At 66.8% G+C, this 17495-nt stretch carries 19 protein-coding genes; all 19 read right to left on the bottom strand.

Going from position 1 to position 17495, the window contains the following annotated elements; genetic code table 11:
• Nucleotides 1–8: 8 nt before the first annotated feature.
• Nucleotides 9–3161, bottom strand: coding sequence for a hypothetical protein (locus OG435_RS15460; RefSeq protein ID WP_266877433.1), 3153 nt, complete (start codon nt 3159–3161; stop codon nt 9–11).
• Nucleotides 3162–3290: 129 nt separating this feature from the next.
• Nucleotides 3291–3692, bottom strand: a complete 402-nt coding sequence (locus OG435_RS15455; protein WP_266877432.1) for a hypothetical protein — start codon at nt 3690–3692, stop codon at nt 3291–3293.
• A 31-nt stretch (nt 3693–3723) separates the two neighbouring features.
• Complete coding sequence (locus OG435_RS15450) at nt 3724–4131, bottom strand: hypothetical protein (protein ID WP_266877431.1); 408 nt, start codon at nt 4129–4131, stop codon at nt 3724–3726.
• Nucleotides 4132–4159: 28 nt separating this feature from the next.
• Nucleotides 4160–4528: a hypothetical protein gene (locus OG435_RS15445; RefSeq protein ID WP_266877430.1), complete on the bottom strand. Its 369-nt coding sequence runs from the start codon at nt 4526–4528 to the stop codon at nt 4160–4162.
• On the bottom strand, nt 4525–4959 hold the full coding sequence (locus tag OG435_RS15440; RefSeq protein WP_266877429.1) for a hypothetical protein: 435 nt from the start codon (nt 4957–4959) through the stop codon (nt 4525–4527). The genes OG435_RS15445 and OG435_RS15440 overlap by 4 nt, the downstream gene beginning before the upstream one ends.
• Nucleotides 4960–4967: 8 nt before the next feature.
• Nucleotides 4968–5714, bottom strand: coding sequence for a hypothetical protein (locus OG435_RS15435; RefSeq protein WP_266877428.1), 747 nt, complete (start codon nt 5712–5714; stop codon nt 4968–4970).
• Nucleotides 5711–6169: a hypothetical protein gene (locus OG435_RS15430; protein WP_266877427.1), complete on the bottom strand. Its 459-nt coding sequence runs from the start codon at nt 6167–6169 to the stop codon at nt 5711–5713. The genes OG435_RS15435 and OG435_RS15430 overlap by 4 nt, the downstream gene beginning before the upstream one ends.
• 4 nt (nt 6170–6173) lie before the next feature.
• Nucleotides 6174–6560, bottom strand: a complete 387-nt coding sequence (locus OG435_RS15425) for a hypothetical protein (RefSeq protein ID WP_266877426.1) — start codon at nt 6558–6560, stop codon at nt 6174–6176.
• Nucleotides 6560–7606: a hypothetical protein gene (locus OG435_RS15420; protein WP_266877425.1), complete on the bottom strand. Its 1047-nt coding sequence runs from the start codon at nt 7604–7606 to the stop codon at nt 6560–6562. Before OG435_RS15420 ends, OG435_RS15425 begins: the two co-directional genes overlap by 1 nt.
• A 1-nt stretch (nt 7607) precedes the next feature.
• Nucleotides 7608–9326: a hypothetical protein gene (locus tag OG435_RS15415; RefSeq protein WP_266877424.1), complete on the bottom strand. Its 1719-nt coding sequence runs from the start codon at nt 9324–9326 to the stop codon at nt 7608–7610.
• Nucleotides 9327–9784: 458 nt separating this feature from the next.
• Complete coding sequence (locus OG435_RS15410) at nt 9785–10246, bottom strand: hypothetical protein (RefSeq protein WP_266877423.1); 462 nt, start codon at nt 10244–10246, stop codon at nt 9785–9787.
• Nucleotides 10243–10653: a hypothetical protein gene (locus OG435_RS15405; RefSeq protein WP_266877422.1), complete on the bottom strand. Its 411-nt coding sequence runs from the start codon at nt 10651–10653 to the stop codon at nt 10243–10245. The genes OG435_RS15410 and OG435_RS15405 overlap by 4 nt, the downstream gene beginning before the upstream one ends.
• 82 nt (nt 10654–10735) lie before the next feature.
• Nucleotides 10736–12076, bottom strand: coding sequence for a phage major capsid protein (locus OG435_RS15400; protein ID WP_266877421.1), 1341 nt, complete (start codon nt 12074–12076; stop codon nt 10736–10738).
• A gap of 10 nt (nt 12077–12086) precedes the next feature.
• Complete coding sequence (locus tag OG435_RS15395; RefSeq protein ID WP_266877420.1) at nt 12087–12953, bottom strand: head maturation protease, ClpP-related; 867 nt, start codon at nt 12951–12953, stop codon at nt 12087–12089.
• Nucleotides 12954–13114: 161 nt separating this feature from the next.
• A complete protein-coding gene (locus tag OG435_RS15390; RefSeq protein WP_266877419.1) occupies nt 13115–13393 on the bottom strand; it encodes a hypothetical protein in 279 nt (92 codons plus the stop codon).
• A complete protein-coding gene (locus OG435_RS15385) occupies nt 13390–14997 on the bottom strand; it encodes a phage portal protein (protein WP_266877418.1) in 1608 nt (535 codons plus the stop codon). The genes OG435_RS15390 and OG435_RS15385 overlap by 4 nt, the downstream gene beginning before the upstream one ends.
• 191 nt (nt 14998–15188) lie before the next feature.
• Nucleotides 15189–16523, bottom strand: coding sequence for a phage terminase large subunit (locus OG435_RS15380; protein WP_266877417.1), 1335 nt, complete (start codon nt 16521–16523; stop codon nt 15189–15191).
• Complete coding sequence (locus OG435_RS15375; protein WP_266877416.1) at nt 16523–17008, bottom strand: hypothetical protein; 486 nt, start codon at nt 17006–17008, stop codon at nt 16523–16525. Before OG435_RS15375 ends, OG435_RS15380 begins: the two co-directional genes overlap by 1 nt.
• A 90-nt stretch (nt 17009–17098) precedes the next feature.
• The gene (locus tag OG435_RS15370) at nt 17099–17476 is read right to left on the bottom strand and encodes a hypothetical protein (RefSeq protein WP_266877415.1); all 378 of its coding nucleotides are present in this window, start codon (nt 17474–17476) and stop codon (nt 17099–17101) included.
• Nucleotides 17477–17495: the final 19 nt, after the last annotated feature.

Here is a 17495-nt window from a genome sequence, read left to right as displayed (position 1 = left end):
AAAGACCATTACGCCGTCCCCCTTCCGATCACTGACTGAACGTTGCCTCCGCGCAGGCCGATCTCGTACTGCAGCGGGTCGATCAATGCCTCGGCGACCTGGCGGCCGTCGAGCATGACCTGCACGACGATCGGGCCGCCTCCTCCGCCACCGCCGGCCATGCCGGCGGCGATCCGCTTCGAGTCAGGGTTCGACCGGACCCGGGACCCGGGAGCCAGGTCCACCAGCTCAGGTCCCTGCTCGCCGACGAGCGTCATCCGTGATCGTGGCCCACCACCCGCAGCGCCGATGATCCCGCCGTGGGCCTGCGCCTGACCGCCCGGGTGGTTAGACGTGAAGTTTTGATAGATGGTGCGGATATAGACGGTCTTGTCGTGTACCGCGTTCACTGCGGCGTTGGCCCGCCGCATCTTCTCGAGGAGATCGGCGATCTCCGCACGGATAGCCACCTGCTTCGCCGACGGCGCTGCCGCCAGCCGCGCCCGCGCATCCTTAAGTTTCGCCTGCAAATCGCTGATGTCTCCGGTCAGGTATGCCGTCTTGTCCGGCGTAGCAAGGATCTGGGCCGCCAACGCCGCCGCCTGGTCCTTGTTCAGCCCCATCTGCTCAGCGTTCGCAATCAGCTGCTGGCGGCCTCGCTCGTAGATCCCGCTGACAGCTGCCCACGATTCGCCGTTCTCCCGGGCCGCCCCGGCGGCCTCGTCCGTCTTGTCCGCGAGAGCGCTGAGGGAACTTGCGGCTGCGCGGGCCTTCTCGCTATTGAGGTCCAGGACCCCGTTGACCATGTGGAGCTGGCCCTTGTTGTCGGCTGCGGCCTTCGCTGCGGCATCGATCGCAGCCTCGAAGCCGATCATGCCGTCGAGCGCGGACCGGTTGACGTCGTTCAGAGCCTGAATGGACTGACGCAAGCCGTCGGCGGACTGCTTCTGCAGATCGAGCTTTGACTGCACGGCAACGGCCTGCTCTCCGAAGAGGCCCATGGACCGGGCCGCAATCTCTTGATCGGCGGCGAGAGCCGCTACGGCCGCCTGGTACTGCGAGAACATCTCGGTGATCTGCTCGGTCGTCATGCCCGTTGCCCTGAGGGCTTCCTCGAATCGGCTGAACTGGGCCGCCGCCTCGTCCGCGTGTCCACCCTTAGCCAGGGAGGCGAAGGCATCATCGAAGGCCTTGAAGTCGTCCTTCAGCGCACCGAGGCTCTTGGCGCCGTATGCGAGCTCGCTGATCTTCTCCGTCGCTTTATCGATCAGAGGCCCCATAGGCACGAGGCTGGTGAACTTCTTCAACTCGTCAAAGGCGGAGGTTTTCGCGTGCATCTCCTGGACTTTTGCCACGAATCCGTCCATGTCACCGAAAGTCTTCTTGAGCTCTCCGGTGAAATTCCCCGCAGCACCAAGGCTCTTCAGCGACGTAGTGAGCCGGTCCACATCCGGCGGCGCACCCTTGGCCTTCTCGGCAAGTTCGTTGATCCCGATCACGACGGCAGTGAGGACGGCAAGAACAATGGACGCGCGCTGTAGTGCGGTCAGGCTTGCCGTCACGCCAGCGATCGCTGCGGACACGCCGCCGAACCGAGCAGCCCGGATGAAGCCCGATGCGCCCGTCGCCGCCGCGGCCAGCGCAGGGCCCAGCCCCGTCGACACCAGTTGCAGCGCCTTCATCGCGAAAGCCATCTGCAAGAGCACGCTCAGCAGCTCGGTCGGTACAGCATTCACGAGCTTTGCCAGGGCATTGACGATGGTCAGGACACCGACGCCCGTGTCAGCTGCCGCAACCACTACCTTCCCGAGCGCCCGAACCAAGTTGCCGAGCGTCTCAACCACGGCAGGTCCGCTCTCGCGGGCATAGGCCAGGAACTGCCGGAAGCCATCGCTCTGAATGCCACGGCTGACTGCCTGCCCAAAGGCAACCATGCCGTCGATGGCTGCCCGCAGGCTCCGCTGACTGAAGTCTGCCGTCTTCGCTATCAGCTCGTCGAAGCCCTTCGACTGCACCCCTACGGCCAGCAGGTTCATCAGCCGGTCAAACTCAGACGCCGCCGCCTTCACCAGCGGCGTCAGCTTCGGGAAGAGGGCACTCAGGATCCCGAAACCCTTCGTGGCAACAGGGAGCGTGTCGCCGGCGAGGCTCTTCGTCCAGTCCTTGTACGCGTCCTTCATCAGATCCAGAGCTGCAGAAGCCTTCCGGACCTCGGGCGATGCCTTGGAGACCTCCTTCAGCCACGCCTTCTCCGCCTCACCGGCCTGAACTGACGCGCGCCCGCTGTCCTCCACCGCCTCCTTGTACTTCTCATGCGCCTTGCTCAGATCGCCGAGAGACATGATTTGTGGAATCAGCACGGCACCAAAGGCTGCAGCGGCAACACCAACTGCGGCAAAGGCCGGCACCAGAGGGGCCACAGCCGCAGCAACGGGGACCAGGGCGGGAGCGAGAGCGATTGCCGCCATCATCAGGTTCCTCGACCCGTCGGCGGCGCTACCAGACGCCGAGCTCAACGAACCCATCCCGCCGCGGAGGCCTGTCATGCTGCCGCCTACGCGGCGCAGGCTCCCGTTCAAGCCGTCCATGCTGGTGGCCAGCGCGACAGTGCGGGTCCCAAGCGTCTCCATACGTCCGTTAGCGCTGTTCGCCCGGGTCGACATCGTCCGGAGTGAGTTGCCGGCGGCGAACGAATGGTTCCGGAGGTCTTGCATGGCGGTCGCGGTGGCCGCCGCCCGGCCGCGGAGGGTTCGCAGTGCGTTCGACGCTTCCTGCGCTGCCGACTTGAGGACGGTTAGGGCGGCAGCGGCTGCCGACGCTCTCGCCGACAAGTTCGTCAACGCCGTGCTCGCGCTGCCCGCGTTGGTTCGCAGGTTCCGGACAGCCTGAGCAGTCGAGGCGATCTCCGCCGCGTCGCCCGTGAACTCGGCCTCAATACGGACTGGGCTCTCAGCCCGAAGCGCCGAAATCGCGCTCTCGATCGCAGCCACACCAGAAGCCGTGTTGTCGTGGAGATCCACATCCAGACTGGCAACCCCGGCCAGGGATGCTCTCAACGCAGTGACAGCCGTACTCGCCTCGCGAGCCCGAGACTTCAACTGTGCCATGGAAGCGTTGACACCTGCGAGGCCGCCGGCCGTCTGGTTGGAGACACGGACATTGATCTCGATGTCATTGCCCATCGTCGCCTCCTTCCGGCGTCCCACGCTTTTCGATCATCAGGAGTTGGAGGAGCTCGACAGGCTCCTCGTACAGCACGCTCGGCAGGCAGCCGAAGCGCGAACACAGGCTCAGGACCAGACGGGCCCGAGTCAGCTGGCCAGGCTCTGCGACAGGACTTCCATCGGAATCGACGCCTCCAGGGATGACCCGCCAGAGGTCGAGGGCTGCTCCAAAGGGGCCGGAACCCCAGCCATCGCAGTCGTCCAGGCGTTGACGATCGCCAGGTTGAGATCCAAATCCTGCGTCTTGATGCCGTCGAGGGTGGGCGGAACGAGCTGGTCGTCGTCATCCTCAACGTTCCAGGACACCAGTCGGCTTGCCATGATGGTGAGCAGGTTGTTGGTCTCGCCTCCGGCCTCCGCCTCGGCCTTCGCTTCGAACAGGTCCATGTACTGGCCCGTGTTGAGCCCTCGGATAGACACCTGCAGGCCCTCGTGGTCGGTCCCTGCGAAGTCGAGGTTGTAGATCTTGCGCTTCGGCTTGTAGCCCATGGTGAGCCCCCTTGCAGTAGTGGAAGCGGCCTTAGCTCCAGGTCGGGACGGCGCCGTCTGAGAGCACGCCAGGCACGGCAAAGGTCAACTCGCCGGAGTCCGAGCGGGACAGCGGGTAGTCCGTGAAAAGGCACTCGTTAGCGAGCGTCTGACCGGACACGGCGAGGCTCACGGTGCGGGCGACGCTGGTGGACGGCACCGTCTTGAAGACGGCGTGGCTCATGTTCGCGGCGTCGTTGAAGACGCCGTTGAGGGTGATTGAGAAGTCGGCGAGGAGGAGCAGCCGCTCCATCGCGCTCTTGTCGATGCCCGTGATGTCCTGAACAGCTCGCGGGGTCGCGAACTGCAGGTTGGTGATGTCGTTCTTGATCGCCTGCGGGGTGCCCGATGCATCGTCTACCGAGCAAGTCGACCACCCGATGCCTGACTCTTTCGCCATGATTTACGCCTTTCTGTCCGAATTTCTATTACGCGTCCGTGAGCTGCGACTCGTCGGCCCACTTGGCCTCGCTGTCCGCGTTGGAGGCGAGGCAGCCGAACATCTTGCGGACTTGGCTGCGCTCGACCCACTCCATGTGGAACTGAGTGGGGTTCGACAGCGAGTGGCCCGACACAGTGACCTTGACGTCGTGCACGATCACGCCGTCGTCCACCAACTTGCGCAACCGCTCGCTCGGGTTGGTCAGCACGATGGTGAAGCCCTGAGGGCCCAGCACCCTCGTTGTCCAGCGTCGGTCGTGCGGCACCTCGTACACCAGCCGCGGAGTGCTCACATCGAGCACGTCGCAGTCGTCCGTGTAATCCAGCCCATCGATCCACAGCTGCCAGTGCTTCATCCGCGCTTCCGATCCTGGGCAACGGTGGCGAGGGTCTCCGACATGTCCTCGACCCAGTCGGCGGGCCGCTGGTGCTGACGGACTCGCCCGGTGGGGTTGCCTCGCCAGTCGCCATCCCGGACGGCGTAGGCCTCCGGGTTGGTCTTGTGCTCGGCGAAGCAGCGCTGCCCGGAGTCGAACCGGAAGACCGTCAGGCCGCCGGCGTTCCGCAGCTCACGGAACGTCCGGCCCGACTGGGTGCGGATGTACGCGGCCTGCTGGCGGCCGAGCGGCGTGCCCTCGTCGACGGTCGACTCCCAGCCGGACAGCCACGCAGTGCAGCCGACCTGCCGGCAGGCAGCGCGGACGAGGACGTCGGAGATCTGCACGATGCTGTACGTCTGGTAGGCCTGTACGGCGTGCAGCGGCGGGATCCGGTTGATGGCTTGCATGGCACCTCCTAGAAGCTCGTGGCGACTTCGTTGCGGTTGACGGATACGGCGAAGATCGCGTTGGTGAAGGTGCCGGTGGTCACGACACGGAGGTAGCGCTCGACGGTCTGGCTGGACGAGGTGGCGATCCGCTGGCTGGTGATCCCGCTGGCCGCGGTGAAGGCGCCGCCGGTCACGTCGGCGAAGGCGTCACCCACCCCGTCGTCGCTGGACTCCTGGAGCTTTACCGTGACGCTGGTGCCGGTGAAGCTGAAGACGTGCAGGTAGGCCTGAAGGCCGAAGGCCGTCGAGCCGGTGCCGAAGTCGACGCTGCTGCCGTTCGTGGCGGTGGTGTCGGTCCGCTTCCCAGCAGTGAGGTTCGTGCCCCACTCGAGGCCGTAGCCGTTGCCCTGGTTCTGGCCGGCGAAGTTGAATGCTCCGTCGTCGGCGCGAGTGCCGTCGTAGTTGAGCTGCTTGGCTACCAGGTTCGCGGAGGCTCCACCAAGGGCGGTACCGCGGTAGACGCTGAGGATCACATCGGCCGTGGGAAGCGTTGACAGTCGCGCGTGGGCCCGGCCGACCGCCGGGTTGAAGAAGGCGGTGTAGTCGATACGGCCGTCTCGGACGCCACCGATCCGCTCGAATGCCAGCTTGTCGATGCCGGTCACGTCGAGGAGGGTGGGCCCGCCTCCGATGCTGTTGATGGCGCCGATGTCGCCGGACACGTCGTAGCCCGCGATGTACAGGTTGTCACCCAGGCCGCTTTGCTTGCTCATGCCACCTGCTCCCAAAGGTCGTTGACGATGACGGGCAGGGTGATCGTCATCACCCGGAAGATCGCACCGGACTGCTGGATGTAGCCGGCGCGGACGAGGAGCCCCGGACTGTGGGCGCCGAAGATGTCGACCTGCCGAATGAGGCCGTCGAGCGTGAAGTCACCGATGTAGGCCGCGCACAGGTCATCTACGGCCGTGATCAGGTTGGGATCGATGGCATCTGCCGGCTCGGCCTGGACGGGCGTGTAGAGGCGCACGTTGAAGGCCAGGAGCGCGCTGGTCGAGGACAGACCGGAGACCCTCCCAATCGCCTGAACCGTTTCCGTCCACACGGCGGCAGTCAGTCCGAGGCCCGGTGCGTTTGCCGGTTCGTGGCCATTGACCTGCTCGAAGTGACCGGAGGCCATGGCGTGGGAGACGACTCCGTCGAGGATCCCGCTGATGTTGAGGGTCATCAGGTCACCTCACCCTCGGCAGGTACTGCTGCAGGAGACGCTGGGCCATCTCGGGCGCGCGGAGGGCGACGAGGGCCTTGGTCCGGCGCCAGTGAAAGTAGCCAGGGAAACCGGGGCGCGCCCGGTTGCGGGTGCCGACGCCCTCGAGCCAAGGGCCATAGACGACTCCCGAGTCGTGGACGCGAGACACGTCGGCGCTGGCTCGCTCGGTCATGACATTCGACTCGTAGTAGCCGCTGGGGTGTCGGAAGTCCTGTCCGTTCAGGTTGAGGACGTGCTCCTCAGCAAACTCAGAGATCTGCTCGCGCGCATCGTCGGCGTAGGCTGCGAACTCGCGGGCCGCCCGCCCGTCGAACAGGGGCCCGCTGATGGTGATGTCGACGTCGGCCATCAGATCCCCCTCAGTCGGGCTTTGCGGCCGAAGCCGTCGTAGACCGCGGCGCGGAGGGCAGCAAGCCCCCGGACATCGCGCGTGCGTTCGCTGCCTGCCTCGCCGGCTCGGAGCGCGACGGAGTAGCTGGCCTGCTCCAGACCTAGCGTGTTCAGCACCTCGGCAATGGCCAGCGTTCGGACGGGTCCCGGCGGCTCCCACTGGAAGACGTCGTCGCCATTGGTGTGGCTGGCCGCTGTGGTCCCGAGGGCGCCGCGGGTGACGGCAAGAGTGCGGGGGGCATAGATGGTGGCGCCAAGGCTGTGCTCGGCGAGCGTGGACCCGTCCCAGCCCCGCTTGACGATCAGCGAGGTGGGTGACTGGTCGACGATGAGCATCCGTTCCCCGTCGACGAGGATGGTCTCGCCTACGGCGAAGCCGGCGCTGACGCCAGTGAGGACGTCGTCGGAGGCTTTGGCGATGAGCGCTGCGGTGGTGGTCACGAATGTGCTGCGCATCGCCTTGGCAGTGACGGTGAGGCGTTCGGTGCCGATCCGAAGAAGAGAGCCGACGCCGATCAGTGGAGCAGCGGTGACGTCCAGCGTGGTGGCGCTGCTGGTGATGCTGCCGTCGAGGTCGCCGACCAGCTGCTCGTCGTCGCGGTAGCCGTACAGGCCGGTGATGGTGATGTCCCGCTGGTGCGTGTCGCCGCCACCGAAGGCTGCACTGCTGCTGAGGTCCAGCTCGAGACGGTTGTACGGCGGGCCGTAGGCATTGGGCTCGAGGAGGACGTCGGCCAGGGAGATCGTGCTCCCGCCGGAGCTGACGGCGCTGACGGAGATCAGCTCGTTCGCGTCCAGCCACAGCCGCCACGGCGCCGCGCCTTGCGAGTTCGGCCAGTCGAAGGACTTCGTCGCAACGTGCGGGTAGAAGGTGCGGTGGCACAGTGCGTCGATGTTCCGGCTGGCTGCCTCGAGGCCGCGGTCGATCTGCGCGGCGTTGCGGGCGGTCTCCTTGCTGTCGGCGGCCCGCATGACGTCCTCGCGGGTGGCGTACACGATGCCCATGTCAGCTCACCACGTACCAGTTGCCGCCGCTGGGGACGAGCGTGACGGTCTCCCACTGGGCGGTGAGGACTTTGGTGGTGGCGCCGTCGATGGTCTCGGTGCCGGCTCCGTCGATGGTGACGGTGTTGACCGACGCGTCGACCTTCTTGATCGTGTACTGGTTCGGCGTGCTGGCGGCGGAGATCAGCGTGATGGTCACGTTGTCGGCCGTAGCGTCCACGAGCAGAACCTCGTCGATGACGCGAACCGTCGTGCTCGCGGTCACAGCCCGGACGGGGTACGGCGCCTGGCCGTTGATCAGCTTGATGCCGCAGGGGTTACCCACGCTCACGCCTGACTCGGTAAACAGACCAGTCAGGCGGACGACTCCGCGCGCCGCCAGCATGGCCGCTGCACTGCTCCCGGCAATGTTGGGAGTGCCGGATTCGGTGCTCAACTGATTGATGTCGATGATCGGGCCGACGCCACTTGAGCCGGCGCCCATGATGTACAGCTCGTTGGTGCACGCCTCGATGCTGGCGGAGAGCACGAGCATGGCGTGGACGGAGCCCACCGACCCCGCGTAGGTTCCGACCGCGACCAAGCCGGCCCAGCAGTAGAGGGCCATGTAGCGGTCGACGACCGCGTGTTCGGTGATGAACATGGCGTAGGTGTAGCCGCCGCCGATGCTGATGTTCTTGGCGATGACGTTGGCGTTGTTCCCCGGCGCGGGCAGGAGCAGGCCGACGGACAGACCGGTCCCGAAAGTTCCCGGGGAGCTGTAGTCCGTGGACGGGCTGGCCACCGTGCCGAGCGTGCCGATGCCCAGGTTCTCCACGTGGGCGTTCGCGCAGCCGTAGAGGTTCGCGGCCCCGTAGGTCAGCCCAAAGCTGGAGTGCGTGGTCATGATCGTCATGTTGCGGATGACGGGCATGATGTTGCTGTACAGCGCGGAGACGCCGTAGCCAAAGCCCTCGTTGGGGCCGGACAGCACGGCCGGGTTACCGTCGGCGTTGATGTTGGTCGTCTGCGCACCCGTGGAGGCGAACACGCCTGCAGAGATCCAGGCGCTACCGGAGATCTGCGGGACGGTCTGCTCCCAGTGCCGGACCGCCGCGGCCCCGTCGGTCTCGCCGCGGAACTCCAAGATCGGCTTGTTGGCGGCGGTGGAGTACACGCCGAACACAATCTGACCGTTGCCGGACTTGCTGTTGTTGAGCGGCCCGGCGATGAGGTGCGGCTGCGGCGGGGTGTAGACCTGCGCGTAGGTCGCGCCAGCGGCGAGGTAGGCCTCCGCAGCATCTACGGCGTCTTGAATGGCGTCCGTGTTGTCGGTCCCCCAGATGACCAGGGCGCCAGTGACGGTCGTTGCAGCGTTGGCGGCGAGGGTGACCTGGGTGTTGCTCTGCCTGCTGATGATCGTGGTCACGAGGCTGGTCACGCCGTTAGCTGCCGCACCCTTGACGATCACGTACTTGCCGACCGGCTGCGAAGCAGCAGTGAACGGCCCGGAAGCGCAGGTCAGGATGGCGGTGCCGGAGGATATGGCGCCGTCGGTCGCTGTCTTGACGTCGCCGACGGCACCGTAGGAGGCGACATCGAACACCCACGGCGCCGCAGAGGAGAAGCGGGCGTCATCGCCCGCCGCAACCGTGCCGGCTGTGGTGCCGACGTTCATGGTCGCGGCGTCACCGAGTTCCAGGTTGGAGCGGCCAGGCGCGGCCGTGTTCTTCGTGCTCATCAGTCACCTCCTTCCGATGCGGTCGTGCGGGGTCAGGCCTTAGACGTGTCGTCCGTCGGCTCTCCATCCGTCCCATCGGCAGAAGAGGACTCCGTCTGGGCCTTCTTCGAGCGGCTCGCCGTCTTGCGGACAGGCGACCGGGGGGCGGTCTCGCTCGGCTCGGTACTCGGCGGCTCCGTCTCGAAGGATGCTGGAGAGCTGTTCCCAGGAAATGGCGTGCCTCCTTCGTCGTCGGGGGCCGGTGCCGTGCTCGCGGGGGGCTCAACGGCACCGGCTGTCTCGGGGGGCTCGTCGCCCCAGGTAGCGCTGATGCCGTGGGGGCCGGTTACCCCGCCATGGCGGGTGATCTTCGGCATTGCGCCTTCCTCCGTGTAGCTCGTAGACGTGCACTGCGGGCAGCGCGGAGCGCCCACCGAGTAGACGGTGGTGCAGTCCGCGCACACCCAGCCGGCCATCGGTTAGGCCGCCGCTACAGACGCGCCGTCATCGAGCGGGATGTAAGTCATCGACCACTTCACCGAGCCGGTGTTCGACGCCGCGCAGGACAGCTTGATGTTCCCGACCGGGATGACCGTGGCTCGCTGCTGCGCGGTCGTGGCACCCGCGTTGGCGCCGACGAGCGCATCGGAGAAGACGCCCGTGATGCCGTAGAGGCAGCCGGCCTCGTCTGCGGAGATATCGAGGACCGCGCAGATGTCGACGGCCGTGCCCGTGGTCGGAGTGCTGACCAGCTTGGTGTTGTTGGCCTGGGTCTGGATGACCGTGGTGACCTCGCCGACGATCGACGTCAGCAGGATCCGGCCGCCGGTCACCGCGAACAGGTTGCCGGTCGTGGTCTGCGGGAGGGCGGCGGTGGCCCGGTCGACCTTCGTGCCGAGGCCGATCATCCGCAGCTGCGAGCCCTGGATCAGAACGCTCATGAGGTCACCGACCGCAGGTTCTCCGGCTTGCGCTGGACGGTCAGGTCGCGGGGCAGGACCAGGAACGACCCGGAGGCGTGCGAGACCGTGATGTGGGTGTACGTGTCGGACAGCTGGGAGCCCTCGACCTCAAAGGCGAGGAGACCGCCAGTGCCCGCCGTGACAGTGGCTGCGGCGGCCTGGGTCACCTTGGTCCAGACGCCGGAGGCCTGCCGGTAGTACTTCGTGACGCAGGCCAGGTTCTGCGCGCCGGTACCGGCCGAGTCTTGCGCTTCCTGGAGGGTGGCGGCGCCGGAGGTGGCGCCGATCAGGAAAATCGTGGCGCCGCCCGCGTCCTTGAGTCCGAACGGGGTGGCCGCGGTGGTGGCGCTGGTGGCTGCGTTGAACAGCCGGCCGAGGGCGTCCATGGTGTGCCTTCCTGGTGGGGGTTGATTGCCACTTCGGAGCGAGCCGGGGCGGGGGTGTCAGTGCCCGCCCCAACCGGCTACGTCATGCGCGGGTTGCGACCTTGACGAACGGGGACAGGGTGTTGGAGCCCTTGCGCGGGGTGATCGCGGACTTGATCCAGGGGGTGCCGTCGACGCGCTCGATGACGCGCATGGCGGTCTTGTCGTTGCCGAACTTGTACTCGGTCGACGTGCTCATCTGCATGGCCTGGCGGTCACCGATGAGGTAGTAGCCGAAGTCGACGAAGTTGATGTCGCCGACCGTGCCCACGGTGCTGACCTTCTCGGTGAAGATCACTGGGCGGCCGAGGATCGTCATCGGCGGGGCGCCGGCGCCGTCACCGTTGCCGACCCAGACGGCGGACCCGCCGGTGCCCACGGAGAGCGCCATCGTGGCGAGCTCGGGGAACGTGTCGATGTGGGCGACCCACACTGCCCGGCCGATCGACGCGGGCAGCATCCGGGAGTACGCCTTGACGATGTTCTCCCAGAGGATGGTGGCCGCGCTCTGCCCGGACTCCTTCGCGACAGACACCGCAGCAGCGGCGTTGAGGAAGCCGGTCGGCTGACCGACGCCGTTGCCCTCTATGAACGCGATGTCCTCGAACCAGGCCAGGGCCTCGGGGTACGACTGCGACATGAACTGCTGAAGCGTGGCGAGGGAGTCCTGGAACAGCTCGTTCGGGATCTCCGAGTAGAGCGTCAGCTTCTTCGCCTGCAGCTCGATCCGGCCGAACGTGGGGCTGGAGTCGGTGAGGGTGCCACCCTCCTCGGTCCAGTAGCCGAGGATGCCGCCGTGGACCGTCGACGCGTTCGATGTGGTGTCGACCATCGGGTACGGCACCATCAGCGTCTCCATCGGGACGACGCGGGCGCGGGACCGGACGAGCGACTGCTCGAGGGAGACCTGCAGAAGCTCGGAGCGGAGCGTCTCCGGGATCAGGAAGCCGCCGTCGGAGGGGACGGTCGACCCGAACGAGTTCTGGATCTTCGCGAGTTCGGCCCGCGCCGTGAACGCTTCCTGGGTCTTCGCACCATCCCAGACCGCGGTCATGTACGAGGTCCAGTCGGAGAACGACTTGTCGAGCTTTGCCCCGGGGGCCTTCGCGTTGTAGTGCTTGGACCGGGCGGCGGGCTGACCGTCGGGGGTCAGGTTGAGCCGGTTGATGTTCTCGATCTGGTCCGTGCGGAGGTGCTCGGCGAACGCCTTCTGCGTCTCCTCGCGGACCTGCTGGGCGATCGAGTCGTCCGAGCGGGCCTGGTTCTTCGCGTACTCGAGGATGTAGTTCTGAAGCGTCTCGGGAGACTTAACGATCTCCCGGAGGCTGGCAGTGTCGCCGAGGGCCTCGGTCAGTTCGTCCGCGGTGCGCGCGACGGTGGTCATGGTGCCTCCTTCAGGCGGGGGTACTCGTCGCCGCGCTGGACGACGTCAGGTGTGCGACGAGGCCAGCCCACGGATCGGGGGCAGGCTGGGTGAGGTGTGCGGTCAGGGAGTCCCAGCAGTCCGGTTCGGGCTCAGGGTCGGGTGTGGGCTCCTCGATGACCGGGGCCTCGTTGGTGAGTGGCGCCTCGACCTTGGGCTCCGTGACCGGCTCAGCCGCGGGGGTCGCGTTGATGAGGGGGGCGGGCGCTGCGGCGCGGCCGGCGTAGTTGAAGACGCTGAGGTCCCACTGGGCGGTGACCTGCTCATCGGCCTGCTCGCCCTTGCGGGGCAGCGTCTCGACCTCGTCGGCTAGTCCAGAGGCGACAGCCTCGTCGGCGTTGAACCAGGTCTCGGCGAGCATGCGTTCGCGCCACTGCTCGGGCGTGCCGCCGGCGCGCTCCGCATAGATCGCGGCAATGTTGGCCGACTGCCGGTCGAGGAGCTCGGCCATCTGCTGCATCTCGGCTGCGTTGCCCATACAAAGTCCGGCGCCTTCGTGCACCATCATCTGCGAGCCGGACAGCATGACGATCCGGTCGCCTGCCTGCGCGATGACGGAGGCGATGGATGCGGCGAGGGCGGACACCCGGATGGTGACGTTCGCGGGGTGGGAGCGGAGCGCGTTGTAGATCGCGATGCCCTCGAAGATCTCCCCGCCGGGAGAGCTGAGGTTCACCGTGATTTCGCTGGCGTTGACCTGGGCGAGCTCGCGCTGGAAGTTGGCGGCGTTGACGCCCCAGAAGCCGATCTCGTCGAAAATGTCGACGGTCACGGCGCCCGCGTTGTTGGTGATGCGGTACCAGTCTCGGCGCTCCGCGATCGACGCCTTCAGGTCCACGCCAGGCCTGACAACGTTGTCAGCCTCTGCCGATCCACGGAGTGCGCCAGCAAGGAGCTCCCGAGTGGCGCCCTGCGACAGGGTCGACATGTTGAACAGACGGCGCGGGAGAGGCCCCAGCCTGCGCACGACGGACTCCGCAACTCCCCACGAGCTACGACTCATGATGCACCATCCCCCTCAGGAGGCGTCCAGCCCATCAAAACGAGGAGCTTGTGGGTCTCGCCCGGAACGACAAGCCGCGGGTTCTCGACCTCGGTCGAGAGGTCGTGAAGGATCACGTCGAGGACAGCGGTCGGAACCACGTCGTGCGCAACCCGAAGGGTCACCCCCTTCAGTGCCCGCTCGATGTTCTGGCCATCGAGCTGCACTTCGGTGCCACCTGGCAGGCCGCTCCCGCTGATGCGCAGCGAGCTTGACCCGCGCCCGTCCTTGCTCATTCGTCGTCCCCCTTGTCGGCCTTGCCGCGCTTGACGACCTTGCACCGGCAGTCATTGCCGAACTTCGTGCCCTCGCAGTGGATGTAGCCGGCGCCGCCCGGGTAGTCCCGGTAGGCTGCGGCCCGGTTGCGGTACGTCTGGCCGTTGTTGTCACGGCAGGGTTCGCAGGTGTTGTCGTCGTCCTCGGAGACGGCCACCCACTTCTGTGCGGCCTGCACGTCCGGGATGCTGAGCAGCGCGGCCATCTCAGGGCCCAGCGGTAGACCATTCGCTGGACCGGCAGGCGCCTTCGGATCGGTGGCCGGCGTGTCCGGCAGGTCGAAGCCGAGCATCGGCAGGATGAGCGGCGACAGCAGCGGCGCCCCGATGACCAGCTTGATGAGCAGCTCACGGTCCTGGTCGGCGCCCGGCTGGCCGAAGGCAATCTCCGGGAGGTCGAGGGCTGCCAGGACTTCGGGCCCGTAGGCGCCAGCCTCGATGAGCTCGCGGGCGGCGGCAGCCTTCGCGGTCAGCTCACGGGCGGCTAGCTCGCGGTCCTCGGCGACGGGGCTCTCGTAGTCGAACTCGAGGCCCTGGCCGGTGGTGCCGAAGAGCGGCAGCAGGTCGTGGTTGAGTGCGGCCTTGATGCGTTCGAGGCGGGGTACGGTCAGCATCTCTGCGAACCAGGTGCTCGAGGCTTCGGCGGTGGCGCGGTTGACGTCGGCGACCTCGCCGAGCGCGAAGGCGGGGATGCCGAATGCCTCGCGGATCACGTCGCGGGAGACGGACCGCAGCTCGGCGAACTGCATGTCCCGCTGCGTGTACTTCCGATCGATCCACTTGCCGTGCTCGAGGATGGCGACCCTGTGCGCGTTGGCGACGCCGCGATGCTGCTCGTTCCAGCGGTCACGCAGCTGATCGAAGTCCGGGTCAGACAGGGCCTGCGGCACCTCAATGATCCCGCCGGGCTCGGCCGAGTTGAGGAAGAAGTTCTTGTTCCACTCGGCCGAGTACTTCGTGGCGTCGAGGTCCGTGAGGATCGACTGGACCGGGCCCATGCCGCGGTACGGGTCGAGGGGGTTGGGCATGCGGAGCTGGATGACTTGGTCCAGCTCGAGGGCTATCTGCTGCCCGTCTGGGCCGGTGTACATGTACCCGCTGAGGTAGGTGTCCGGGTCCGGGACCGGGGTGATCCGGTCGGGACGGACGGGCCACAGCTCGAGCGGTATCGGGGAGGCCTTGTGCCGGCCGATCACCCACCAGCCTTCGCCGGTCAGGTCCACATGCTGCTGGACGACCTCGACGAACTCCTGCCGCGGCATGAAGGGGTTGGGCTTGTTCCACAGGTCGAGGGCCGCATGGGAGGTGACCTCAGTGCGGTCCTCGTCTCGGCCGGACTTCGCCTTGCGCCAGAGCTTCCACCGCACCTGGGAGGTGGCGTTGGACGTCCGGTTGACGATGGAGAACAACGTCCCAACGGAGCCCATCGCGGCCATCTGGGCCTGCGCGTCACGCCGGCCGCCGAGGCCGAACGCGAAGGACTGGGCGCGGCTCGAGAAGGGGACGGGCGGGGCGGCAGGGCTGGTGGCGCGGTTGAGGATGGCGCCGAGCATTGTCCTGCCCATGGCCACCTCCTAGCGCTACGCCTCGGGGCCGCCGTAGTGACGCCACTCGAGGAGCCAAGCCCCCAGCCCAGCGGCAACCCAGCCCGCTGGTTCATAGGCCATGCCTATGCCAATTGCCACAAGCATAGTTCCAGTCAATGACAAAGCGGAAGGTAGGACTTTATTCAGAAGCCCCAGGACCGTCATGCGCTTCACAGCCACCTCACCCGAGTCCGGCCAACGAGGTCTCGCTGGGCCACCATGTACCGCAGTGCATCCATGCCGTGGTCGTTCTCTTTCAGCGGCTCTTCCTTCAGGGAGCCGCCGGGCTTCACGCCCCACACGTAGCCGGTGATCTCCTCTTCGGTGCAGGTGGGCTTCTTGGCGGCCTCTAGGTCCGGGTCTCGCTCGACCAGCGCACCTTGCACCAGGAACAGGCGTGGCTTGCCGTCCTCTTGGACCTTGAACCGTGACTGGGCCGCCTGGATCCCGTCCGAGACACCCTTCTTCGCAGCCCACGTACCCATGCCGAGATGCTTCTCGAGGGTGGCCCGGTCTTCGGCGTCGTGGTCGCAGATCACGGCCCGCGGGTGGGGCTCAGTCCAGTTGCCTTCGTCGTCAGTGACCAGCCGCAGGATCTGGCGGGCGTGGTCTTCGACGAGGCGCTTCGTGCGGTAGATCTCGCGGTACAGGTACAGCCGGCCGTCTGGGTCCTCAGCCCACCACTGGGCACAGAACGGGTTGGTGAAGCCGAAGTCGATGACGAGCCAGCGCATCCAAGCCTTGGGGATTTCGAACGGGGCGATGAGGTGGAGAGCGTCGTCCCAGCCTTCGTAGATGAGGCCTTCGGCTGCTGCCCAGATGCCGTCTCGGTATCGGAGCCGGCGGACGCCGGTGAGGGCGTCGAGCTTGGCCATGTAGTCGGCACCCTTGGTGGTGAGGCTTCCGTCGGCGCTGATGTAGGCAGGGTTGTCGACGTGGCGGGAGTGGAGCATGAGCATGCTGCCGCGGTCGGATCGCTGCTTGATCCAGTGCGTCGGCCGGTCGGGGTTGCAAGCGGCAATCTGCTGCTGCCAGGCAAGGACGCCGTTACGGAGGCGGGTGCCGAGCGTCTCCCAGTCCGTCTCGGTCAGCTCGGTCGCCTCATCGGCGAACACCAGGTCGTACTCGGAGGAGAGCACCTTCTCGGGCTTGTCCATGCCGCCGACGACGATGACGCTGCCGTTCTCGTACCGGTAGCAGGCCGCCTCGCGGGGCGAGCCGCCGAACCAGCGGAGCAGGCCGGCCTCGAGGGCATGCTTGGCGACCTTCTTCTCGAACGTCACGAGTGTGGTGGCGCCGAGGCTGACGGCGGTCTTGCGGACGATCAGGCAGCGGATACCAGGGTTGTTCAACGCGGCAAGGTGGACGCGGAAGAGGCAGGCCAACGATTTGCCGGTGCCTGCCGGGCCAGCCATGGCGACCTCGGACTTGCGGGTCTGGAACAGGGTGCGGGCGGCACCGCGCGGCTCGTACCGGACGACCGTGTCGACCGCCGCTTCGGTCATCAGGCGAGGTCCGTGCTGTCGATGCCGACGATCTCGTAGCGGACGCCGCCGGAGATGTTGACCTTCTTCTCGGCGTCGAGGCCGTAGAGCTTGCGGAAGGATTCGCGGAGCATGCGCATCTCGCGGATGGCGGCGAGGCGGGGGCCGTCGTCGAGGATGGGGTTGCCGGCGTCGTCCTTCATGACCTTGCCCTGGGAGATGGCGACGTGTTCCTTCTCGAGGATCTCGAGGGCGGCGACGTATAGGGCGTCGAGCTGCTGCATCTCGACGGAGATCAGGTTCTCGACCGGTTCCTTGAGGACGCGTTTCTTCGCGAGCTGGAGTTGGCGCCAGACGTGGCTACGGTCGTAGTAGCCGAGCTCTTCGGCGATGGCTGGGTAGGACCAGCCTTGGGCCCGCAGCTCGGCGGCTTTGGCGTCGCGTTCGGCTGCGCTGAGCGTGTACTCGAACTTGTGGTTGCCGTCTCGAGGCTGATCGCTTCCCATGATTGGCCCCCTTCCTGACGCCATGGTGGCATGGAGGGCAGGCAATTGGCCCGCCTCTGGGTGGGGAATGGCGGGCCAGTGGTGGGCCAATCAGGCGGCGAGGATGTTGGCGCGGATGGCGACGAAGCGGGCGGCGCGGGGGTTGTAGGCGGTGATGAGGGTGAGGAACTGGCGGTCGGTGTAGCGGGTGCAGGGCCGCTTGGGGGCTCGCTTGGGGAGCTTTCCGGTGGAGGTCTTGCAGGTGAGGGAACGCTGTCCGGTTACGCCGAGGGCCTTGGCTTTGCCGCGGAGGGCGCCGGCGACGCAGTTGGCGTCGGAGGGGTTGGCGCCGCGGGTGAGGAGGTGGCTGGCGAGGGTGTGGGGGCGGCGGGCGTCTCGGTTGGCGCGGGTGCGCTGGCGGAGGGTCTGGCGGGCGGTACGGGCCTTGGCGTTCATCGGGGTCCCCTCGTTGCGATTCCTTGTAGCCACACAGTATTGGTAACCGTGT

The sequence above is a fragment of the Streptomyces sp. NBC_01264 genome (assembly GCF_026340675.1).
Lineage (GTDB): Bacteria > Actinomycetota > Actinomycetes > Streptomycetales > Streptomycetaceae > Streptomyces.
Note: the sequence above shows the minus strand (reverse complement) of the source record. Positions and strands in the feature narration are given on the sequence as shown.

What these genes read in the sequence shown, in the direction of transcription:
- OG435_RS15460 (WP_266877433.1), bottom strand. Translation starts at nt 3,161, where the DNA reads ATGGGCAATGACATCGAGATCAATGTCCGTGTCTCCAACCAGACGGCC.
- OG435_RS15455 (WP_266877432.1), bottom strand. Translation starts at nt 3,692, where the DNA reads ATGGGCTACAAGCCGAAGCGCAAGATCTACAACCTCGACTTCGCAGGG.
- OG435_RS15450 (WP_266877431.1), bottom strand. Translation starts at nt 4,131, where the DNA reads ATGGCGAAAGAGTCAGGCATCGGGTGGTCGACTTGCTCGGTAGACGAT.
- OG435_RS15445 (WP_266877430.1), bottom strand. Translation starts at nt 4,528, where the DNA reads ATGAAGCACTGGCAGCTGTGGATCGATGGGCTGGATTACACGGACGAC.
- OG435_RS15440 (WP_266877429.1), bottom strand. Translation starts at nt 4,959, where the DNA reads ATGCAAGCCATCAACCGGATCCCGCCGCTGCACGCCGTACAGGCCTAC.
- OG435_RS15435 (WP_266877428.1), bottom strand. Translation starts at nt 5,714, where the DNA reads ATGAGCAAGCAAAGCGGCCTGGGTGACAACCTGTACATCGCGGGCTAC.
- OG435_RS15430 (WP_266877427.1), bottom strand. Translation starts at nt 6,169, where the DNA reads ATGACCCTCAACATCAGCGGGATCCTCGACGGAGTCGTCTCCCACGCC.
- OG435_RS15425 (WP_266877426.1), bottom strand. Translation starts at nt 6,560, where the DNA reads ATGGCCGACGTCGACATCACCATCAGCGGGCCCCTGTTCGACGGGCGG.
- OG435_RS15420 (WP_266877425.1), bottom strand. Translation starts at nt 7,606, where the DNA reads ATGGGCATCGTGTACGCCACCCGCGAGGACGTCATGCGGGCCGCCGAC.
- OG435_RS15415 (WP_266877424.1), bottom strand. Translation starts at nt 9,326, where the DNA reads ATGAGCACGAAGAACACGGCCGCGCCTGGCCGCTCCAACCTGGAACTC.
- OG435_RS15410 (WP_266877423.1), bottom strand. Translation starts at nt 10,246, where the DNA reads ATGAGCGTTCTGATCCAGGGCTCGCAGCTGCGGATGATCGGCCTCGGC.
- OG435_RS15405 (WP_266877422.1), bottom strand. Translation starts at nt 10,653, where the DNA reads ATGGACGCCCTCGGCCGGCTGTTCAACGCAGCCACCAGCGCCACCACC.
- OG435_RS15400 (WP_266877421.1), bottom strand. Translation starts at nt 12,076, where the DNA reads ATGACCACCGTCGCGCGCACCGCGGACGAACTGACCGAGGCCCTCGGC.
- OG435_RS15390 (WP_266877419.1), bottom strand. Translation starts at nt 13,393, where the DNA reads ATGAGCAAGGACGGGCGCGGGTCAAGCTCGCTGCGCATCAGCGGGAGC.
- OG435_RS15385 (WP_266877418.1), bottom strand. Translation starts at nt 14,997, where the DNA reads ATGGGCAGGACAATGCTCGGCGCCATCCTCAACCGCGCCACCAGCCCT.
- OG435_RS15380 (WP_266877417.1), bottom strand. Translation starts at nt 16,523, where the DNA reads ATGACCGAAGCGGCGGTCGACACGGTCGTCCGGTACGAGCCGCGCGGT.
- OG435_RS15375 (WP_266877416.1), bottom strand. Translation starts at nt 17,008, where the DNA reads ATGGGAAGCGATCAGCCTCGAGACGGCAACCACAAGTTCGAGTACACG.